Source organism: Proteus terrae, assembly GCF_003144325.1.
Classification (GTDB): Bacteria; Pseudomonadota; Gammaproteobacteria; order Enterobacterales; family Enterobacteriaceae; genus Proteus; species Proteus terrae.
In genome coordinates, this window is sequence record NZ_PENS01000007.1 from 85,519 (window position 1) to 109,106 (window position 23,588).

Genomic DNA, 23,588 nt, shown 5'->3' on the forward strand with positions numbered 1-23,588 from the left:
ATCTATTAAACAAGGATCTAAAGGTGATTTAAGTACCGGGCAAAAATATCCACCATACTGAGTGTGAATAAAACAAAAGCTTTCATTAAATAAATTTTTTTATAAAGATTAAATGGTATAAAAATATCTCTATATCTTAAATATCTGACTTTTAAAAAATCAAAGAATAAAAATCCTTTTATGCTAAAATCAATAAAGAAACGACTCCAATGTATTGTAATATTAAAATTTAATATTTCTTCATTATTTATCTCATCTTCTCCAAAGATATCAGTGCTATGAATATTTACTATTACTTTTTTAAATACAATCAAACTAAAAACTTTTTCTTTTTCTTTTTCTTTTTCTTTTAAGAAGATAGCTTTTTTTAACTCTTCCTTTAAAAGATCATGTAGATATTTATTGTTTTTTATCTTTGAAATATATTCATCAGTCTTATTTTTATAAGATCTTATTTTTTCAAAATCATTACCAATGATATGTTTTGATGGTATTTTTATTTTTAGTGGAGATATATCTCTTACACTTCGTATTCTCATTAATTGAATAGCAATTGAAATGTAATCTGATTTTTCTTCATCTTCCTTATTTTCATTTTTATATTTCTCCTCTAGTGCCAAGTTAATTAAATCTGTATTTGAAATACCATATACTTCTTTTTTTCATTTAAATAATTAATAATTTTTTGATCTTTAATAGCAATCAATTTTCTCGTTATTTTTTTATTCATACATCCTCATCACTACAATCATAATAAACCATTAATTGATATATAATATTACAAAGCATATGTTTCAAATATTTATAAACATCAACTAGACTACCAATCTTGTAAATATGATGCAAATAGTATAAGAATTTGAAGTAACAACGTCAGAGTAAAACAAACGAGAGAATCCCAATAAATAGGGTATCCCATACGGATAAAAGTATGTTGGTATAGTATTATATATATATCTAACATACCTACAGATAGGCTATTACATCGCAATGTAGCATTAGAATTATATTACTACCCTTAGTTTAAAGATAACGATAATGAAACGAATAAAAAAATAACAATCTAGAAATAATAAATTAATACGCATCTCTACAACCTATGAAATCTCATGATTAAAAGGTGCGTACATGAAAATAAATGTTCATTTAATTAATCAAAAAACGACCTCGGTAAACTTAGAAATCAAAGATAAGATAATTAAGACGTTAGACTCTGTGTTAGAACAATCTTCCAGAATTTTTATCGTTAGGATAGATCTAAGGTTTCCTCTAAAGGTTAAACATAAAAATGACTCCCGTGTTATATCTCGATTCTTTGAATCATTAAAATCAAAGCTAAAAGCTCACGAAAAACGGAACAAAAAAGATAAAAAAAGAATATATCCTAATAAACTAAAATATGTTTGGGTCAGAGAAATTGGTCCTATTAATAAAAATCAGCATTATCATTGTGTCTTATTTTTTAATAAAGATGCTTTCTTTTCTCTCGGTAGGTTTGAAGATACATATAACCTTTACTCAATGATTAACTCAGCTTGGTTTAGCGCAATAGGTATTGATAGAATTACTTCAGGCTTAGTCCATTATGTGCCTTTTGAAATAAAGTATTTAAATAAAAAAGACCCAGAGTTTAAAGAAAAAAAGAATAAATGGATTGATTTTTTAACCTATTTAGCTAAGGACTTTAGTAAACCTTATAACGATGGGCATAGAGTGGTGGGATGCAGTCGATAATTAATTACTGGAGATGGAATGTCATGAACAGAAGTGATATCAATTTTATTTATTGAATATCACTTCTGACTTTATCCATTAAAGACAGGATTATTCATCATGACAAGTTCAATGCCTTCACCTATATCTCTTCTTGATAATCAGTTTATTGATATGAAATTCATAACGCAATTAACAGGTCTAACAGACAAATGGTTTTATAAATTAATTCAAGATGGTGAATTTCCAAAACCAATTAAATTAGGGCGTAGCTCTCGCTGGTTAAAGAGCGAGGTTGAAAATTGGCTACAGGCACGTATTGATGAATCTAGAGGAACTAACTCAACCCTTGAATCATAAGGCGCTATAGCGAGTAGTCGTTCATTTTCCACAACACCAATTACGCACCAACTCACTCTAAATCACACCAGACGCGATTGAACGCGTTCTAGGCAATGTTGCGCTCTATACATACGAACCTTACTCGATATGCATGCAGCCTGTGCTCGGTGGTCTTCTGAGTTTTAGATATTCAGAACATTTAGTTTGAATTTTACAGAAGGATTACACCCATGCTTAAATTACATGAAGTCAAAATGGCGCTGGCTCTGACACAAAATAATCGCTTCGCCGGAGCCACCCAAGAACCGAGTCATTCACGAGAAAGCTATTACTGTCCTCACTACAGTGAGCCCGTCACACCGCACAAGACACCGGCGGAGTCATGGTTTACCCATTCATAGCCCCAGACGTCAGAACATTGTCCACTGGTCATCGGTAAGCTCAAGAGCTTAGAATATAAGGCACGGCTTAGCACATATGTTCGGTCAGTTTCACCAATTTTAAAGGTCACGGATTGGTTTTGTGTACAGTGTCGTGAATACTTTACATGCAATCAAAAATGTTGCCCAAAATGTGATGAGGGGATTTGGTGTATTCCTGCGGGGAATGTGACGGATGAACATAAACCTAAAGTAACAGAGTAATATTCCATAAAGGAATAAATTCTAAATTAATGTACTATCAGACTTCAAGAATTTGTTTCCTAAATTCATAGCAAATCTTATGGCTAACATAAGCTTCCATGACTCCTATAGGCTCGCAATAATGGCGATAAATAACAGGGTATTCTAATTCGCCAATAAATAAACCTGTTCCTCCTTGCTCTATTTTTTATAACATGAGCTGATATTAGTTTGCGTTACTCTCCAGAGAACACAAATGTATTGTAATGAATAACCACGAAAACAGTGTTCTATCCTTGATAATCCACAAAATGTGATTTACTCCATCGCATCAGTTGCTTGTTATGTTAATCTAATAATGTTTAATATTTATTAAGTATTATATTTAAACCTTATACTAAATTCTAATTAACGAGAGGTTTGTTGTGAGTAAATCAGAATACATTTATCTAATTAAATGTACTTCTTGGCTAACTAAATTTCTGACCCACCGAGGATTGAAAATAACAGATAGCCGACCGTTATTTGAATACCATGCAACCTGTGATGAGTATGAAGAATTAAAGCGGTTACTCTGCGGTGTCGGACTGGTTGACGGATTTAAAAACGATAAAAGTTACGCAGCATGCTTTACATTATTTTGCGCAGAATGGTATCGAAGGGAATACGAACGAATTCATGGCTGGAGTTGGGAGCCTATCTATAAAGCTCTTGGTTTATCTCTATCCTCTTCGGAACTGAGTCATATTGTACCAAAAGGCCTTGAAGACTACTGGGGACGCCCTGTTCGCTTCTATGATTCAGAACGGCGTAACTTTTTAGGATCTCTATTTAGTGAAGGTGGCCTACCCTTCAAGCTCTTGAAAGAATCAGATAGCCGTTTCCACTCTGTGTTTTCTCAAATTCTTAATCAGTACGGCCAATCTTATTCATCAGGATATTCATCTTTATCTTTAGTGCAAGTAGTTGTCGATAAGTCACAGCTTCCAACTGCTTTCAAGGAAGACACCTCAGTTGAACTTATTAATTGTATGGCTGAGCAGCTTATCTCTCTTGTTCAGGCTTACGAACTCAGTAATCACTCAGAGCCCGTCAAAGAACTTGACCGTGTTCATCCTAAATGGCGGGATAGTTTCCCAATGCCTCTAGATGATGAAACTGGCACCAGCTTTCTTAATGGTCTTTTGCGCACCGCCACTGTTGAAACTAAGCCTCGATTACAAAAAAATAAAACAACTAGCTGTAATTTCGTTTGGTCAGAACAACACCCTGATGAGATTCATGCACATATTTTCCTTCCTAATGAGTTAATGTTTGCTATTTCAAGTGAGCCATCAACGACTCGTTTTGAACTCTCTGTTTATGAAGATGATGAAGAAGTAGCCAGTCTGGGGCCCGCATATGCTAGCCTAGAAAAAATGCAGGCGACAGTGAGGCTTCGCAAGAGCGAAATTCATTTTGTCAGACAGCAACCAACTTCCAGCTTATCATTAGTAGCTCGAGCCGGAGGCATCATTGTCGGCAAGATCAAGTTGGATGGAGGTGAAATTGCAGTTGGAGATATTCCTTTAACATTCGTATGTGATAAAAGTGGCTGGTTATTACAAGGTCAAGCTTCCTGTAGTGTACGTAAAAGTGACGTGCTCATCATTCTTCCTACAGAAGGTCATCTAGCTTCGAATCATGATGATTGTTTTTCTAATACTCAAGCGCTGGGATATCCTACTTTGTCTATAAAAGGACGTCAGGACGTCATTTTCGAAGGTAATGAAACGTACCGAATTCAAACCGGTCGAGAACAGGCTAAACATTCCTATTTAACTTTACAGGGTAATCAGTTCGCTTGGCCATGCAGTCCCTATGAAACATTTGTTGGTATCCCTAAAGTCATTCACAAATTTGCCGTAGCACAGAGTAGTCGTTATGAACGTTTCCTAAGTGGAAAAAATATTGACGAATGTGATTTACATGAAACGATGGGGGCGCATTATATTTCGATTCGAAATGAAAATAATGAAACCCTATTACGCCGAAAGATAGGGGTTTTGCCTTCAGATTTTCAACTAGAAATTAAAAGCAGAGAACAGACAAACGAGGGTGTAATAATTATTTCTACCCAACACTCTTGTTGGTATAGATTAAAAGATAAAGAGCTCGAAGTTGGACGCAAAAAATCAGTAAATAAAACGGAAATAATGATTAAAGCGGAGGGGGTTCCGCCAACCTCTTTAGTATTACAGGTTACGCCTAATCTTGCTGGCAATCCCATTGAAATTATTCTACCTTTCCCGACTAAGGGCTGCCTAGTTCTAGATGTTAATGGCCAACTCCTACCTAAAAATATAACTATTAATGACCTGTTGGGAACCAGAGCATTCCTCTTTGGACGAAATGGCGAACCAGCAAGATTCCGCCTTGAACTACGCTTAATCTCCAGAGCGAGACAGCAAGCGTTGCATGAGTGGTGTTATACCGCAGGCGAACGTCCAGTTGAACTCAATTTGTATAGTCTAAGAGAGCATATTGAGAACTTACTATCTCTGGCAACTGGCATTGACCAAGTTGTGGAAATGCGTATAGATGGCTCTGGAAGTATACATACCTGGCAAATTCGGCGATATAAATACAGCCTTAACTACGATTATGAAAGGCAGGTTCTTTTTAGCAACTCAATGACTACTCGCTCTGGGCAGATCCCATCACCAGTCATCATGCTGCTAAGTGAACCGGAAAGAAAACCTATTTCTCTCACTTCACGAATGAGCGAAGGTGTACCTGTTGGTGAATTTGAGCTGAGTTCGGTAATACAGAAGAATGGGCCTTGGTTGGTAATTCCTAGAAAAGGCGAAGAAACTGCATTTCGACCATGTTTTATTCGCGGCGAGCCCCCCTTACAAACTGAAGTTAACGCCATCCAATCTATGCAAAAAGCGACACAGCTTTTTAACCCTCGTTCAGACGTGAATACAATCACGTTGGTTCTCGATCAAATGGCTAGTAGCCCTGCGCATTCAGGCTGGCAGTTTCTACGAAGTTTATATGAACAGTACGGATATTTACCTCTGGCTACCTTCGAAATATGGAGAGCGCTTGTTCAACATCCTCAAGCGTTAGCAATGTCGTTGTTTAAATTTGAAATGTCTGGTGAATATCTCAACCGCATTGAAAATGAATTTCCTATTTTCTGGGAATTTTTACCCATTCTTGAGATTAAAAGCGCAGCAGAAAGATTTCTGACCTTCCTAGCCCATAAAGGGGCACCGGAAAAAATGCAGAAAAAATTGCTGAATAAAATGTATCAGCAATTGGGGACTATTTTTCCTACCTATGCCAATGAAGTGCAGGAGTGGTTAAGTTTAGGTAAACAACCACGTTCAATACCTCATTCGATGATGAGAGAAATTGTTCAGAGTTGGTATCAGGATCTTCTGCGTGAGCATAGTGAATCACGTTGGCCTGAATATGGTGGTTCTCATCTTTACAACTGGATCCTGTCGCAAACAGACTCTGCAATTGATGTCTCTCCCGATACAGAATACCGCTATTCCGTTGCCTGGTTACCCGTATTTTCTGCTGCTGTCGCCAGTGGTAAAACAACATTTGAAAGTGTTTTTGGCAATGAACCAAGTGCCATTTTTTTCTTAAGGCAAGTCAGAGATTTTGATTCTCGTTGGTTTAACGCCATTTTTCAATACAGCTTATTGCATAATCTTGCCGAAAAATAAAAAGGGACAAGAATGACTACACGCTATTTTTCTTCACTCATTGAACAATCACTCTCTCGCTCAACAGAAGCGACACTTAGCATCATGGGAGTTACAAATCCTCAACTCCGGGATCATCTTGCCCAGCAGATGGGGGCTGATTGTGGTACAGCTGGTTCTTTCCTTGCATCTCCAGTATTTGAACAAACATTTGGCTGGGAAGAATCAACCTACACCATGAGAATGCTAGCTACAGAGAAATCATTGCTAAGCAAAAAGGTTGTTGACTCTCTGGATAGTGAAAAAAATGGGCGATATCGTTTTGGCGCTAATTGGAAACCTTTTACTCATCAGTTGGCTAGTTGGGAATCATTACTTGAGAAAAAACATTCGGTTGTTGTCACCAGTGGGACAGGCTCCGGTAAAACAGAATGCTTTATGGTGCCAGTTCTAGAGGACCTTTATCGTGAGTTACACAATCGCGGCAATCAACCGCTAGTAGGGGTAAGAGCGCTATTCCTCTATCCACTAAATGCTCTGATCAATTCGCAACGAGAACGTCTAGACGCATGGACCAGTGGATTTGGTTCAGGGATTCGATACTGCCTATATAACGGTAACACAGAAGAATTGCATGCCTCGGTAAAAAGCGAGCAGGCAAACAAGCCTAATGAAGTTTTATCACGAGAGAAAATGCGCGAAGAGCCAGCACCAATACTAGTAACAAACGGTACCATGCTGGAATACATGATGGTTCGTCAGGTTGATGCTCCAATAATTCAGCAATCAAAAGCAGAAAAATCGCTACGCTGGATAATTTTAGATGAAGCGCATACCTATGTAGGGTCTCAAGCCGCCGAGCTTGCCCTACAACTTCGTCGTGTAATGACTGCGTTCGGTGTCACGCCTGATGATATTCGTTTTATTGCAACGTCAGCCACCATTGCAGGAAGCGATTCAGAAAAGCAGTTAAAAAAATTCTTATCAGAACTCTCAGGAATACCACAGGAACGTATAGATGTCTTGGGAGGTAATCGCGTTATTCCTGAACTTGATGCATGCAAAAATTATCCGGCCACACTTGATGATCTTGAGCAAATACTAGACTCCGATAACGAAGGAACTAGCCTTGAACGTTATAGTGCATTAACACATTCCCCTGAAGCTCGCTATATACGCGAGATGCTTGTTAACCAACCTCGTCCAGTGAAACTAGATGTAATGACGAAACGCCTAAACGAGCTGACAAAGAATCATTACACGCAACAAGAAATTTTACGCTGGATAGATCTCTGTACGGGCACTAGCCCCAATAAACAAGATCCTGCTTTTCTCAAAGTAAGAGCACATATTTTTCAACGTAATACCCAAGGCATATGGGCCTGTGCAGATAAACATTGTTCAGCAAAGCATAACACTGCACTGGAAGAAAACTGGCCTTTTGGCTACGTGTATGTGAATCAACGACAAAACTGCCAGTGTGGTAGCCCTGTTTTTGAGCTTGCGTTCTGTAATGAGTGTAACGAACCACATCTGTTGGCGAAGGATAAAAAAGGTAAGCTCGTACAATGGGATAATAAAGGTGGAGATGAATTTTCGCTTCATGATGATATCCCAGATGACTTTGAAACATCGGAAGAAAAAATTCAAAAAGAACATGTATTTCAGGCTCCGCAAATTATTGCGCCGGAATGCAATACTGAGGCCGGATATATAATTCAGCGACTCGATCGTAATACTCGGAGCATTGGCGTTGTTCATAAAGACAGCCTTCCTTTGGCAATGAACGAAAATGAACAAATTTGTAGCGCTAGCAATTGTGGCTATAAAGGAGGAAAAGGTCAGTCTCCCTTTAGACGTGCTTTGCTGGGAGGGCCTTTTTATGTCACGAATATTGTGCCAACAGTATTGGAATACTGCCAGGATTTTGCCAACGATGAAGGTAAAGAGGGAGTTGGTCCACTATCATTACCCGGACGAGGGCGACGACTGATTACCTTTACCGATAGCCGCCAAGGAACGGCAAGGATGGCAGTAAGGATGCAGCAAGAAGCTGAACGTAGTCGTTTGCGCGGTAGTGTGGTGGAGATACTTTCCTGGCATCAGAGAAAACAGACTATAAATACTCCTAATGCACAGGCTGATATAACGAAACTGGTAGAGAAAGCTAAACAAGCCAGAGATGAGGCAAAAGACTTTCGTGACTGGGGGATGCCAGAAGAGGCAATTCACTCGGAAGAAACAGCGGAACGCATTGAACAAGCTATAAAAAAAGCAACAGGCGGAATAGTTAATACCATTTTAACTTCGCTGACCTGGCAAGAGATGATTAATGAGCTTAAAGATAAGGCAGATATCAAAGGCTCGATTCTGCAATACAACCACTATCTTAAACCTGAGATTTTTACTAAAAACAGTGGACCGCTAAAACTTTCAGAGATGCTGCTATTTCGTGAATTTATGCGCCGTCCGAAACGAACCAACAGCCTTGAAACACAAGGGCTGGTGCAGATTAGTTATCAAGGATTGGAAAAGCTACATAAACTCCCTGCCCACTGGCAGGAACAAGATCTAACGCTGGATGACTGGCGTGATTTTCTGAAAGTCGCACTGGATTTTTATGTCAGAGAAAACAACTTCATTCAACTGGATTTAGAACTGAAGAACTGGATTGGTAGCCGTTTCTCTGCAAAATTTGTACGCAATCCTGAATCAAAAGATCCTGACGATAACCAAGTCAAATGTTGGCCCCAAATCCGTCACGGTAATACTACCCATCGTTTGGTTAAGTTACTAATACTTGGAGCAAAATTCAGTACCATAAATACAATTACTATCGATATAGTTAACGCATGGTTGAAAGAGGCCTGGCTCCAATTAACCGGCCCTCTAGCTGTGTTAAAACCTGACGGTAACCGTTTTTACTTACCGAAAGAGCACCTAACATTCTCCTTGATCCAAAAGGCAAGTATTTGCCCTGTTACCAATAAATTATTGGATACCACTTTTAAAGGACTCACTCCTTACCTACCTAGACACATCCAGTTTGAACACCTAACAAATGCACAATATAGCGCCTATATGACACAGGAAGTGACACTACCTGAAGTCTGGAAACACGATCATTCACAGTTGGATTATGCCGAAGGGTTAGCACAAGTTCGAGAATGGGTAGCGCAAGATCCACTTGTGGATCATCTACGCTCACAAAACATCTGGACGGACATTAACGACCGCGTGGTAGAGGGCGGCTTTTACTACCGTACTGCTGAGCATTCAGCACAGCAATCAGCTGATCGCCTACAAAGTTACGAAAAGATGTTTAAAAACGGCCAGCTTAACGTCCTTAACTGTTCCACCACTATGGAAATGGGTGTGGATATTGGTGGTATTTCCGCGGTAGTGATGAATAACGTCCCTCCCCATCCGGCAAACTATTTACAACGTGCGGGACGAGCAGGACGTAGTAAAGAATCCCGCGCAATCTCCTATACGCTGTGTAAAGGGAACCCTCACGACCAACAGGTTTTCGCCAATCCACTCTGGCCGTTTGAGACTGTGATCCCCGCACCGATGGTAGCAATGAACTCAGAACGTTTAGTACAACGCCACGTTAATTCCCTATTACTGTCAGAATATTTATGTCATGTAATGGGAGAAACTGAGAAAGAAAAAACCAGTCTGAATAGCGAATGGTTCTTTGGTGAAGAGTTTGAGCAATCTGTATGTAACAGTTTTAAAATTTGGCTTGAGCGCCCTACCCTTAAAATTGATGATGCGCTTGAGCGTCTAGTAAACGGTACCGCGCTACATGGTGCACGAGCAGAATTATTGCGAGAAAAAACTTTCCATGCAATTACAGGATTACAAAAGCGTTGGCTAGAAATTTACCACGATCTAGAGAAACAGAAAAAGGAATCACAGCCAAATACTCCATATCGTAAGCGCTTGGAGCTTGAGAAAAAACGGCATTGTGATGAATACCTGTTGCGCGACCTGGCAGCGCGAACCTTCCTACCTGGCTATGGTTTCCCAACAGATGTTGTGAACTTTGATAACTTCACTATGGAAGACTATATCCGCGAAAAAACACATAAAAGTCGTAACAAGAGTGACCGTGAAGATAACGTTTCACGTTATAAAGGACTGCCTTCACGCAACTTGTCTGTTGCTATTCGTGAATATGCGCCAGGAGCAGAAATCATTCTGGATGGACGAGTGTTCCGTTCTGCTGGAGTGTCACTGCACTGGCACAATATCAATGCTGATACTAATGAAACCCAACGACTAGATCGTGCCTGGCGGTGCCAGAAATGCGGTACGTTAGGCTATGAAGAAGGTATTGGTAGCTCTATAGAATTATTCTGCACTAATGACGACTGCGGAGAGCGAATCACTCGTGACAATACTCGTCAAGTACTGCAGCCCGCAGGGTTTGTCACAGATGCTTATGATTCGGTAACGAACAACATCGAAACGATGAAGTTTATCCCAGTAGTTCCGGCCTGGGTATTTGTTAAGGCTGAGCGCTTGCCGCTACCAAACCCAGAGATGGGCTTTATGGCATCAGGCGCTAATGGGCATGTATTCCAGCAGAGCATGGGCGAAGGTGAGCATGGTTATGCACTGTGCCTGAGCTGCGGTCGTGCGGAATCAATGATAAGCGAAAAAGAGGTGCCAAAATCAATGGAGGCGCATTACCCGCCGCGCCCAGGAAAAACCGATCGTGACAGCCAGAATCAGAGGGTTATTTGTCCTGGTTCTACTGCATTAAATACAAACGTCACATTAGGTGCATTAGCTCATACTGACGTATTTGAACTGATTTTACGTCGCCCGCAGGACGGTGGGTATATTCCAGATGGCTCAGAGGAAGGACGTATTGTTGCTATGACGCTGGCTGTTGCGCTGCGTCGGGCACTCGCAGGTGCACTGGGTATTTCTGCAACTGAGTTGGGCTATGCGGTGCGTCCTGTCAGGTTAGAGAGCGAGGGATCAGTACTGGCCGTTCAGCTTTACGACGTCATTAGTGGCGGTGCGGGATTCGCTTCCAGTGCACCATTACATATCGAAGCGATACTGCAGGGAATGGCCAAACAGCTAAAGTGCACCCACTGCGATACCGCCTGTAGCGATTGTTTACTCGATTCGCAAACGCGCCACGATCATGACCTTCTGGATCGCAAAGCTGCACTAGCCTGGCTGGGGGATAATTTTAGCCACTATATTGGTTTGCCAGACGAGGAAAAATTCTCGCTACCCGATGCACAGTATTGCCCTGGTACCATCGAAGATGCTGTACGCCGTGCAATTAACGAAGGTGCTGATAAACTTACGCTGTGGATGAATGGGTCTATTAATGAGTGGGATTTATATGCCCGCCAGTTCCGCTCGGCAATTCTGAACTACCGGCTAAAAGACAATGTCGCGGTTGAGATTGTCATTTCAAAGGGTATTGATGATCAGGAAGTGTTGCACGAACTGGCGCAGTTTGCTGCTATTGGGGTGAGGTTGTACCATGCAGAACAGGAAGTGTCATTCCCCATTGTGGCGCAGATCGCTTTCACTGAGCGTGTCATAACACTAGTATCACGCAGTCAGCATGCAACGATACCTGGTCCACACTGGCATCAGAGTGGTGAACTGGTGGTTCGCAGTCAATGCTATAACCCTGCCGAACTACGTGAGTTTATACTGCCAGAACTTACAGCAAACTTCAGTGACTTGGTGAAAGACCTTCAAATTCATAAAGAGCTGAATAGCCCATTTTCACAGTTTGGCCAACGTTTCTGGGATATGCTTTCTAACAGCCATGAAAAAGCACAAAACCTGATGAAGATAAATCAAATTACACATATTCACTATACCGACCGCTATCTGCAAAACCCGGTTGCACTGGCGTTGCTGAGCTCTTTACTTAAGCCATTGAAAAAATTAATGACCAACGATGCAAAAGTAACAATTGATACCTTATTCAAAAACAAAGATCGCCCAGGAAATCGACCGTTCCACGACTGGATGAGTGAAGTTGATTTTCAGGATTTTGCTGATCAGTGGTTTGCTGCATCAATGGGTAAGACGGCTGATATAACGGTGTTCAACTACTCGCGAGATATTCCACATCATCGTAAGTTGGTGGTGAATTTTGACAATGGCCAGATGCTGAAGATCCGCTTTGATCAGGGAATGGGCTACTGGCGTATCGACTTCCCATATGCTTGGCGCAGCTTTGACTTCAATGATGATGTAACTTCTCAGCTCCACAAAATGGCGAAAGCTTGTATAGAAGGAAAAGTGATTAACAGTGAGGAAAACTGGTCAACGGATGTAGTCGTTGAAGTGATGGAACCTTAAGGGGTAAACGCTCCTGACACATTGTCGGGAGCGTTTACCGGTTATGCCTTTTTACGTGAGACTTTTTTACTACTACTGTCAGCGCGTTCGGATTTGATCTTTTCCAGCAACGCAGCTGCACTGTTTTCACCGCTAATCAGGTCCGGATTTTCTGCGCGCCATTGAGTGGTCAACTCACCGCGAAATGTCTTCAACAGAATAGACTGGGTGAGGTTGTTGACGCGGGTCAAGGCGTTGTTGACCTGTTTTTCGATGGTATCGGCATAAGCAAAGAGTTGCTCAACGCGGCGGACGATTTCTTGTTGTTCTGAGATAGGTGGTAGATGTATTGGCATTTTTTTCATAGAACCAACGTTAAAATGCTGCTGGGCTATACCTACACGATTCTCTGATACATTTGCTTTCGCAACATTAGAATTCATAAAAATACAGCCAAAAGATGAGTTCAGTTTTTCTGAAGGGCGTGCAATTACAAGGTCAGAACAATTTGCCACTGGCAATGAATTAGGTATTACACAAGTGGTACCCGGTGCACCTGATCTAACAATGGCTAGATCTCCGGGTGTTAAACGAGATTTGAAAATTTCTTTGTGGAAAGATTCTGTAATATATAATAAATTTTTATCCGAAAATTTAAATTCCCTTACATTTTGAGATCTTAAGAAAGGAATACCTTCACTTTGATACCTATCAAGCATTTTTCCTACATAGCCGACAGTGATCTCAGTACAAATATTTTCGAAAAAAGTATTTTCCCATTTAGAGAAATTGGTACCTTGTTCATTTCTCCAGCTTTCAGTCAGTTTTCCGCTTATAGCTGCTGCCAGAATCGCTTGGCGAAAACGTTTCAAGATTTGAGGAATTTGCTCAAGACGTGCTTTAGTGCTGTCTACCTGTGCCAACAGGATATCGAGTTTTTCGGCAATGATTTTTTGTTCAGCAAGTGGAGGTAATGGAATTTGAACTTTTTCTAAGCCTTGCTTTGTAATTTGAGGTTGTGCAGAGCCTGAGATTGTATCTTGCAACCCCCTTGCCTGAAGTGAATATTTTAAATATTTAATGTTTAAGTAGTTTGTTGGCCGGTTATCTAATGCCATCGCGTTACCATTAATATATGATAACGGCTCTGATATATGTAGGTTTCCACACGTTGCCCCACGACAAGTAATCATAAGTGTCGCTGATTCGTGAGTATATTTATTGTAAAAACCTATTTTTCCATTCGCGCCATAGACTATGTAACCATCATCAGTTAATTCTTTGGTTGGAATTGTTTTCCATTGCTTAGGTGAAACTAGATCAACTAAAAATGGAGTTTCCCATTCAGAAGGCAATGTTCCGGAAATATATCCTAAAGACATTGTTTCACCTCACTAAATGCTTCATTCAGCAACTGGCGCTGTGCATCGGCCACATCATCCGCACCTAACTCACGCATCAACGCATCCAGCTCGCCCAGCACCTGTACCAGTTCGGTCATCGCTTCTGCCGCTAACACATCCGGCTCAGGCAAGTTATCGGCATCGATGCTGTCCTTATTCTTTAGCCAAGAAATATCCAGTGAATCAGATTTGGCGGTACGGATCCACTTGCGGTTGAACTTACGCCAACGGCTGGTGGCTAGGTGCTGGTCGGTATTTTTGTTCTCTTCGCTGTCGGCGACTTCGCTCTCTTCGGCATTAAAGCTCCAATCCCCCTCAGTGCGTGAGCTTAAGCCATACGGGTCTTCTCCGTAGACGGTTTCAAACGGCTGTAGGTGCTGCTCGGTAAATGGCGTACGCTTGCCAAAGCTTGGCATATTAGTACGCAAGTCATACACCCAGACGTCGTCAGTACAGTTCTTATCCTGGTTAGGATTTGCCACTGTACCTTTAGTAAAGAACAGAACATTGGTTTTTACGCCCTGCGCATAAAAAATACCGGTCGGTAGACGTAAAATGGTGTGCAGATGGCACTTGTCCATCAGGTCACGACGGATATCAGTACCCTTACCACCTTCAAACAACACGTTATCTGGCACAATCACTGCAGCACGGCCGCCAGGATGCAGCGTTTCGATAATGTGCTGCATAAAGCACAGCTGTTTGTTGCTGGTTGGATGAACAAAGGTACGGGTAATATTGGTGCCCGCCGCACTACCAAATGGGGGGTTGGTGGCGACAATGTGTGCTTTTGGCAGATTTTCGCCGTCACTGCCTAGCGTGTTACCCAATCGAATAGCACCACCATGATCGAGATTGCCTTCAATATCGTGCAACAGACAGTTCATCAGCGCCAGACGTCGGGTACCCGGCACCAGCTCAAGGCCGATAAAGGCACGGTGAATTTGGAAATCCTGAGTATCGCCATCAAGATCGTCCAGATCGTTAGTTTGTGATTTTACGTAGCGGTCAGCTTCAATCAAAAAGCCCGCCGTGCCCGCCGCTGGATCCTGGACAATTTCACGTGGCTGTGGCTTCAGCAGATGAATGATAGTTTTAATCAGCGGCCGTGGAGTGAAGTACTGACCTGCACCGGATTTGGTTTCGTTGGCATTTTTCTGCAACAGCCCTTCGTACATATCGCCGAAGTCATCGCGAGATTTGCCATCACAGCCGTTATACCAGTCTAGCGAGTCCATATAGCTAACCAGTTCAGTCAGCTGTTTCGGATGCTCAATGGTGGTACTGACATTATGGAATACCGCCTGTACCAGTTTTTTCTCATCTGTACCTAGTTGAACCAGTAGGTTACGGTAAAAATGCATCTGATCCTGACCAATACGGGATTTTAGGTTATCCCAACGGTAACCTTCTGGCAGATATTCCGCTTCCTGGCCGGTCTCTTTACACATTTTAAGAAATAGCAGCGAGGCGAGTTCATTGACATAGTTTTGATAAGAAACGCCGCCATCGCGCAAGTTGTCACAAAGTTTCCATAACTTAGCAACCAGATCGTTATTATTCATGTTTAATTTCCTAAAAAGCAGCGGCCCTCATTTAGGACCGCAAAAGATTTAATTGCCGTAGATGATAACGCGTCAAGCCAGCTGGTCCCAAATGTAATCACTAAATTTGCCCAGCACGCTGTCGAGACCATCATCAAAATTGCGTTGCAACATCACCTTACCGCCGTAACGGTGGAAATTACCGGTTTTAAACACATCGTCATCAAGCACGACTTTCTCTTTCAATGCGGTAGCTAAACGGTCGAGCCAAGCCTTCTGTTCACTGTTCCAGTCGTTTTCACTTTTAATTCGTTCCAAAGCATGATCGACTCGTTCATCAAACGGCTTTAACGCATCACCGACAGCTGCACGACGAATATGACCAATAAGTCTTGCGGCGATATCCTCATTGCGTATTTCTTTCCACGCGCTACGTAATGACGATTCTTCGAAGTGCTGGCGGTCAAACCATTCTTGTAGCTCAACAAGCCCTTTGCGGGTGAGATCCCTTGGGTGATTGATGACAGCCTGAAGCGCAGGCTGAGCATTAGGGGCTAGTTTGGCTCGTTCGACCAGTTCATCAAACGCGTCCAGAAAGTCCTGCGGTGTGTCATAATCACCGTACAAGGATTTCACACTGATCACCTCGTCATCAATATCGAGGAAGATAGGCGCATCGCGCAGAGCATTAATATCAGCCTTCAATTTTTCCAACCGAGAGATAAATCCCGGTAGCTTATTAAATACTTCTGCACTCCACTGTGGCCCTTTTTCACGCAAGCGCATTCCCAGGCTACCGAAACCGACTCCAGCGGCATCCTGACAGAGTTCATCCAGTCGGCGGATCTGCTTATCCACTGATTCACTTCGGTCACGGTTATACATTGCCAGACTGATAATACGCTGCAGTTTGGCGATCAACTGTTCATGGCTGTGCTCGGCGTAGCTGCGACCGTCCGCTTCGGTAATTTTGTATGTTTCGGAGTCAGTGATTTCGTTGACCAGCGTTTTCAGTTCCACCTTCGGGCGGATCACCACCGGACGCATCGTGTCTACACTTTCCAGCGTGCTATAGATGTCCACACAGTCGAAAATCTTGAAGCTGGTTTTACCCACCGCCGGGCAAAGACGAGTAGCACGGCCTTTCATTTGCTCGTAGAGGATGCGACTTTTTACCTTGCGCAGGAACACGATGTTGCAGATCGACGGAATATCTACGCCAGTGCTCAGCAAATCAACCGTGACAACAATATTTGGCAAACGCTCTTTATTGAAGCGTGTGATCATCGTTTGCACTTTCTTCGGATCTTTGTCAGCGTCGCCGGTGATCTTGATGATTGCATCATGTTCCAACTGCGGGTACTGTTTTTTAAATGCTATACGTAGTTCTTCTACTACCATATCTGCATGGCTATTGGTGACACAGAAGATCAATGTTTTTTGTTGACCCGTCGGGTCCAAATATTTAGTCAGCTCACCGCAAACTGCACGGTTAAAAGCAGGGATAAGCAGACCTCGGTTAAAATCTGCAACTTCAAAATCCTGATCGTCTGCCAGTGTGTCGTTGATCACTTCACCTTGCGGGTTCAGACGCTCCACTTGTTCACCTTTCGCTAAATACACACCATCCTGGGCATTGCGGGTAGTAATTTTAATCGGCGGGTCCTGATCGATAAGATAACCATCGATCACAGCAGTACGGTAGGTATAGCGATAAACCGGTTCGCCGAAGATATCAACTGTATGTATGGCTGGGGTGGCGGTAAGGGCAATTTTTACTGCATCGAAATGGTCGAGAATACGACGATAGGCCGATACATAATCTAGCTGACTGCGGAACTGCAGTTCACCTTCAGTTTGTTCCTTATCAAGAACGTAACCACGATGCGCTTCGTCCACCACGATGCAGTCATAACGTCCCACCGGCATCGGTTCGTCTGACTGTAGAGTTCGTTTAACCAGTGATTGGACTGTAGCAACATGAATTTTAGTGCTGTCTTCAGGGAATTTATCCGTCAGACCTTTGATGTCGAAAATACTGTTAAAAGTGTCTCCGTTGATACGTGTATCTTCAAATGCCCCCAGAGCCTGTTCACCGAGTGAGCGGCGGTCAACAAGAAACAACACCCGCTTAAAGCGCTGGGACTGGATCAGACGAAACATCAACGCAATAGCAGTACGAGTTTTCCCAGTACCGGTTGCCATGGCCAGAAGAATTTCTTGTTGCCCTGCAACAATCGCGTTCTCTACCGCGCGAACAGCATCTTCCTGATAGTAGCGAAGCCCCAATTCGCTCATACTCGGATTATCAGCAAACCATTGATTTTGCTTCTGTGGATCGCAGCCCAACATGGCCATAAGTTCTTCTGGCTGATGCCACTCTGGTAGGGCTTTGGGCATATTGGCTTGATGACGAACATCACGATACCAAATGCCACTTTTTGTTTTTATTGCCGCTCGGTATTCACGCCCATTGGTCGAATAGCAGAAGGGAATTTTGAATCGCTGACTACCGCTGCTGTCCTTCCAACTAACTTCATACTCTGGAACTGCTTCGCGAACCTCATCAAGTGAATTGTTCTCAAGTAGTACTTTACGCAAGTTGGCATTATCAAAGTATTTACTGTAACGATAGGATTCAGGAAGTTTGCCAGAAACATCAATATTTTTACGTTTGGCTTCAATGACGGCAATAGGTTTGAGTCCGACAAACAATACATAATCTGCAAAGCCTGGATCACCATTTTCATCTTTACCGGTTGGCCACTCAGCAATCGCCTTATTTACACCAAGCTCAGGGCGGGCACCTTTAGAAAAGCGTAATGTTTTACTGTCAGCCTGCCATTTAGCTTTACGCAGTTGAGCGTCGATCAGGAAACGACTTTCCTCTTCACTCAGATCCAGTGTGCGTTTTGTTGCCTGGTTGGTTATCTCTTTATGATAAGCCTTCCGTTCCTGCTCCGTTTGCTTCGCCAGCTCTGCATTTTTTGCCGCTAACTGTGCTTCTAGGGCGGAAACACGCGCTTTGGACTGCTCTTCTGTTTCATGCTGTTTGCCTTCAAGAATGGCAATATAGCCGTTCAGCGCAATCATTTTTTGCTGTTGCGCATTTATCTCGACCTGGCTTTGTACTTTTTCTTTTGCCTGTTGCTCCAGTTGCTGCTTGAGAATCAAAACTTCCTGATGATAGAGACTCTCACCCCTTTCAGGCAGAACAAATACTGGAAGCGCGAAGTCATAATCTTTAGTTACCAGACGGTAATACCAAACACTCAAACGAAAACCAAGCCGTAGGCACATCTGTGCATCATCAAGATCATTATGGTATTCATGGACCGCTTGGTTACCGATGCGGCGTAGCTTATGGAAAATCGAGAGTATGCTGTCATCAACAAAAGGAATTTTACCCAGTTCACGCAGCAGGTCGTGCTGGTTATCGCAAGGAGGTATATCCAATAACATACCCAGGTGTTTGGCTGTAGCTTCGCCAAACATGCGCATTTTTATAAGTGTGGTGTTAGGGTCGTCTGGGTAGTTATTTTCTGCTGCACAGGCAATAGCGTAAATGAAGTCATTAACGCCTTTCAGGAAATCGAAGTTGGATTTATTCATGCGCCTTCCATGTTCTGCTTAGTATCACAGGAAGCAAAGCAGTTAAGTCAAACTGTTAGAAAACAAAGATAAAGATATCTTATCATTCACCGATTACTCGAGCAATTATAGAAATTTGTAGGCTGAGTTATGCTCCTACAAATATCACAATTAGCAAAAAGTAAGGCATGCCAGATGCATGCCTTACTGTATCCCTTTTAATCAGCCAGAACTCAACTTAGCAAAATCAAACGGACTTACCGCTTTCCCCCTATTCGCATCCAAATAATCAGCCCACCATTGCACCATCAAGCGTCTTTCCTCAATATGCTCCGCCTTATGAATATAAGCAGCTCTTACTGAGTTGCGTTCTTGGTGGCTCATTTGTCGTTCTACCGCATCCTTCGACCATAGCCCTGACTCAATCAACGAGCTACACGCCATCGTTCTGAAACCATGCCCACACACTTCCGTCTTTGTGTCATAGCCCATCACTCGTAATGCGTTGTTTACCGTATTTTCACTCATCGGTTTTCTAGGGTTGTGATCGCCGATAAAGATCAGCTCGTGGTTGCCACTGAATTGATAAATCTGTTTTAAGATCTCAATGGCTTGTTGGCTTAAAGGGACTAAGTGAGTAGTACGCATTTTTGATCCACGATGGGAGTGTTTAACCCCTTCTATCGCTTCGCGTTCAGCGGGGATCGTCCACATAGCATTTTCAAAATCGATTTCATCCCAACGAGCAAAGCGCAGTTCACTAGAACGAATGAAAACTAACAAGGTAAGTTTAACTGCAAGTTTAGTTAAAGGCCTTCCCTTATAATCATCGATGCGTTGTAAGAACTCAGGTAAGCGTTTAAGTTCTAATGCCGCTCTGTGAACTCGTTTACCTGTCGCAACTGCACCCGCCATATCTTGCGCGGGGTTATAATCGATTAAACCGCTTTGTACTACGTAACGCATAATGGCTGTCACACGCTGTTGTAAACGTGCCGCAACCTCAAGACGTCCAAAGATCTCTACGGCTTTAATGGGTTCGAGTAGATCGCGAGTTTTCAGTTCAGCAATATTGCGTTTACCAATAGCAGCAAAGATATTGTCCTCAAGGCTTTTGGGGACTCGATGGCTATGGCCTTCTGACCGCTTCTTATTCGTTGCGTGCCAATCGCGAGCAACTCTCTCAAATGTATCAAATTCTTTTTGTTGCTCTTCTTTCACTTATTTGCATTTTTCATTGGGATCAAAACCATTAGCAATTAACTTTCTCTCTGGCATCTGCAAGTGAAATATCAGGGTAAACATCCAGCACCAACATTTTGAGCCGTTGGTACAAACTATTATCGAATCGAGAAATACCAAAACGCTTATACCCACAACATGCAACAGCAGATACTTGATGTGAGTTGATTTTAGTATAGCGAGGAAGGCTAAGTGGAGGGGTAACACCCCACAAACCATAAATTTCAGGCATAAAAAAAGACGCTTTTAGCGTCTGATTTTTGGTGCCGAAGGCCGGACTCGAACCGGCACACCCGAAGGCGGTTGATTTTGAATCAACTGCGTCTACCAATTTCGCCACTCCGGCACTGAAGTGTGTCTGGAAAACCTGTCCATTATACTTGCGTGAACAACCCTCGCAACAATTATTGTTAGTTTTCAGTTTGATTGGCGAAAAAAAGTGCATTTAGGGTTTATTGTTATCATAAAACACGATTTATAGGTTACATCAAGGTATCTATCGTTAATGCTTTAATCGTGTTGTATCAATAAATCAATTATCTTGTATCTAAATTTATTTATTATCTTATTTCTATTTTTTATTTCTTATTACTTCTTCTTTTTAAGATCACTCCATCATTATATAAATTCATTAAAACTAATTTAACTAAACAATATATTTTAAATTATATAACGATAAATAAAAAAAGGATCAAAACTTGGGTTAGTGTTTTGATCCAACAGTACTGCTAATAGAGGGCTTAATTTTATTTTAATGACTATAAGTTATTTTTATCATGTCATTGCCCTTTTCTTCCCTGGTGTGAGGAAGAAGGTAGTTATGTTTTATTAATATAATTTACTTCTTTATCTATACTACATATTATTGATATAAAGGATTTACTACTTTAACAAGGTAATTCTTACTACTACATAGGAAATTACTATTTAACACAAAGGTACTTATTTACTGCTTTAACGAAGGTACTGCTATCTAATATAAAGGTACTTATTTACTACTTTAACGAAGGTATTGCTATCTAATATAAAGGTACTTATTTACTGCTTTAATGAAGGTGCTACTATTTAATATAATGGTGTTGAAATATTACTACTAATATATAACTTATTTATTATTAAAGAGGCTATTTGATAATATGCCTTCTTATTACTTCACTCTATTATTGCTGTGTTATCTTTGCTCTGTAACTCTTATATTCTCAGTCTCTCGACTTGATGAAGCTATAATAAATTTAATTTCACAATCCCACAATCAGTAAATTATTACAAAATATGACACACTCTTATATTATCTTTATAAAATTTCAATAAAAAATCAAAAAACAATAAATATCAGAATAATAAACTGTAAAAGTAATAAATATAAGACTATAACACCGTTCGTTAACATTTTCTTGATATACATATCCTAACTTAATAATAAAGAAAAGCTAATAATAGGGTTAAAAACTAAGGTAAACCGAGAGAAATTGTAACTTAACGGTAATACTTACCTCATTTTTAGAGGAGAAATATGAGGGGAATGTCTTTTTATGATGCAATTTTTCTTCACTATCTTTTTCTTAGAGACAATTTGACACATTTGATGTCAACTTTTTGATAACTGACTATTGCACTGATAGACATTCTTATTTCTGATAATATAATCAAAATTTGGTTTAAAACTGATTAGAAGGCGGTGTTATGGGCATTGTTGGCTGGATTATAACGGGCATATTTGTTGGTATTATCTTAGGTGCCGTATTAAAAATGATAAAGAAAAAATAGCGCGATAAGAAAGGCACCAAATTAAAACATAAATAATCTTATGTTGATCGCATTCCTTTCACCTCACTGACTTCTGTTGAAAGTAAAAATGAAAAAACATTTTCTAAAGTATCTTATGATCCCTGTCGCTTTACTGACATTGAATGCGTGTAGCCAACGTTCGTCATTACCACCAGCGACACAACCGTCTATGTTAAATCAACAGAACAATGTGCCTGAACTGACGCAATGGCCTACAGCATTAAGCCCTAATGTACGTAATGCAAGTGCGTTGTTTGATAAATACGCTTCACAGATTTATCAAAAAAGTAATCCTCAAGGCATGGTTATTGTCATGATCAATAACTCTCAAACCTTGAACCGTTCTTTTGGGACGACAACACCTGAAAGTCGCAATACACCATCAATGAACTCACTGATCCGTATCGCTTCTATCACAAAGCTGATGACCAGTGAAGTGATGTTAAAGTTACAAGATGATGGAAAATTATTAGTCACCGATCCACTACAAAAATACAGCTACTACGGCGTAAATATCCCATTAGTTAGCGCTCAATCCCCTATCCGTCTTTATCATTTAGCAAGCCATACTAGTGGCTTCCCACGAGAACAACCTGGAGGAAAATGGGGAAGGCCTGTTTTTATATGGCCAACACATGGTGACCGCTGGAACTGGTTGAAAAAAGCAACGTTGACATCAACAGCTGGGGATCAAGCCGCTTATTCAAACCTAGCTTACGATCTATTAGCGGATGCCTTAGTGAAAGCATCTGGTAAAAGTTATCCTCAACTTTTACAACAATATGTCACTCGACCTGCGGGTATGACTAGCACCACGTTGACGCCGACTCCAGAACAATGCCAACGACTATTAGTAGGATATAAACCAAGCCCATGCTCTGACACCATTGCAGCAGCCGGAAGTGGCGGTGTGTACTCAACACCAGCCGATATGCAACGTTGGATGCAAGGCTTTTTGAGTTCTCATAATGCCATGCGAAAAGCAACGGCAAGTAAAGAGCAGTCTGTCTACTTTCCTCGTAATCGACTCTCTTCAATAGAAGGTATGGACGTTGCAGGTCGTGCTGATGGTGTAGGTTTAGGCTGGGTTTATATGGCTCCAACCAATGGCGTTCCAGCGATTTACCAAAAAACTGGCGGCGGCGGTGGCTTTAATACTTATATGGCAACCATTCCCGAATTAAATATCGGTGTATTTGTGGTGATCACCCGTAAACCTAACGGCACTAAATTTAGTGAAGTCACTCAGGGGACTAATGCTCTTGTTCGTGCTCTAGCAAAAGATTTTTATCAGTGATCGCAATC

At 41.5% G+C, this 23,588-nt stretch carries 10 protein-coding genes, 1 tRNA gene and 1 pseudogene; 6 read left to right on the plus strand and 6 right to left on the minus strand.

What is annotated here, in order from left to right:
- Nucleotides 1-17: 17 nt before the first annotated feature.
- Nucleotides 18-620, minus strand: coding sequence for a hypothetical protein (locus DK857_RS08105; protein ID WP_109401952.1), 603 nt, complete (start codon nt 618-620; stop codon nt 18-20).
- A 508-nt stretch (nt 621-1,128) separates the two neighbouring features.
- Here DK857_RS08105 and DK857_RS08110 point away from each other — a divergent pair.
- The 5 genes from DK857_RS08110 (at nt 1,129) to DK857_RS08130 (ending at nt 12,736) form a co-directional block, all read left to right on the plus strand.
- Nucleotides 1,129-1,734, plus strand: coding sequence for an inovirus Gp2 family protein (locus DK857_RS08110; RefSeq protein ID WP_109401953.1), 606 nt, complete (start codon nt 1,129-1,131; stop codon nt 1,732-1,734).
- A gap of 99 nt (nt 1,735-1,833) precedes the next feature.
- Nucleotides 1,834-2,073, plus strand: coding sequence for a helix-turn-helix transcriptional regulator (locus DK857_RS08115; RefSeq protein ID WP_109401954.1), 240 nt, complete (start codon nt 1,834-1,836; stop codon nt 2,071-2,073).
- Nucleotides 2,074-2,552: 479 nt separating this feature from the next.
- The gene (locus DK857_RS19580; RefSeq protein WP_425375642.1) at nt 2,553-2,699 is read left to right on the plus strand and encodes a putative zinc ribbon protein; all 147 of its coding nucleotides are present in this window, start codon (nt 2,553-2,555) and stop codon (nt 2,697-2,699) included.
- Between the two features lie 404 nt (nt 2,700-3,103).
- Nucleotides 3,104-6,403, plus strand: a complete 3,300-nt coding sequence (locus tag DK857_RS08125; protein WP_109401955.1) for an STY4851/ECs_5259 family protein — start codon at nt 3,104-3,106, stop codon at nt 6,401-6,403.
- A gap of 12 nt (nt 6,404-6,415) precedes the next feature.
- Nucleotides 6,416-12,736, plus strand: coding sequence for a DEAD/DEAH box helicase (locus DK857_RS08130; protein ID WP_109401956.1), 6,321 nt, complete (start codon nt 6,416-6,418; stop codon nt 12,734-12,736).
- 41 nt (nt 12,737-12,777) lie between these two features.
- Here DK857_RS08130 and DK857_RS08135 read toward each other — a convergent pair whose 3' ends face one another.
- The 5 genes and pseudogenes from DK857_RS08135 to DK857_RS08155 all read right to left on the minus strand — a co-directional run bounded on the left by DK857_RS08135 (nt 12,778) and on the right by DK857_RS08155 (nt 20,841).
- Complete coding sequence (locus tag DK857_RS08135) at nt 12,778-14,097, minus strand: restriction endonuclease subunit S (RefSeq protein WP_109401957.1); 1,320 nt, start codon at nt 14,095-14,097, stop codon at nt 12,778-12,780.
- Nucleotides 14,088-15,683, minus strand: a complete 1,596-nt coding sequence (locus tag DK857_RS08140; RefSeq protein ID WP_109401958.1) for an N-6 DNA methylase — start codon at nt 15,681-15,683, stop codon at nt 14,088-14,090. The genes DK857_RS08135 and DK857_RS08140 overlap by 10 nt, the downstream gene beginning before the upstream one ends.
- A gap of 72 nt (nt 15,684-15,755) precedes the next feature.
- Nucleotides 15,756-19,274 carry a type I restriction-modification system endonuclease gene (gene hsdR / locus DK857_RS08145; RefSeq protein ID WP_109401959.1) on the minus strand — a complete coding sequence of 1,173 codons (3,519 nt, stop codon included), beginning with the start codon at nt 19,272-19,274 and terminating at the stop codon, nt 15,756-15,758.
- 201 nt (nt 19,275-19,475) lie between these two features.
- A pseudogene (locus DK857_RS08150) lies at nt 19,476-20,574 on the minus strand (tyrosine-type recombinase/integrase); the annotation flags it as partial.
- A gap of 182 nt (nt 20,575-20,756) precedes the next feature.
- Nucleotides 20,757-20,841: transfer RNA gene (locus tag DK857_RS08155), tRNA-Leu, on the minus strand.
- A gap of 1,509 nt (nt 20,842-22,350) precedes the next feature.
- On the opposite strand from DK857_RS08155, the gene ampH reads away from it, so the two are divergent.
- A complete protein-coding gene (ampH, locus tag DK857_RS08160) occupies nt 22,351-23,580 on the plus strand; it encodes a D-alanyl-D-alanine-carboxypeptidase/endopeptidase AmpH (protein WP_109401960.1) in 1,230 nt (409 codons plus the stop codon).
- The last annotated feature ends 8 nt before the right edge of the window (nt 23,581-23,588 follow it).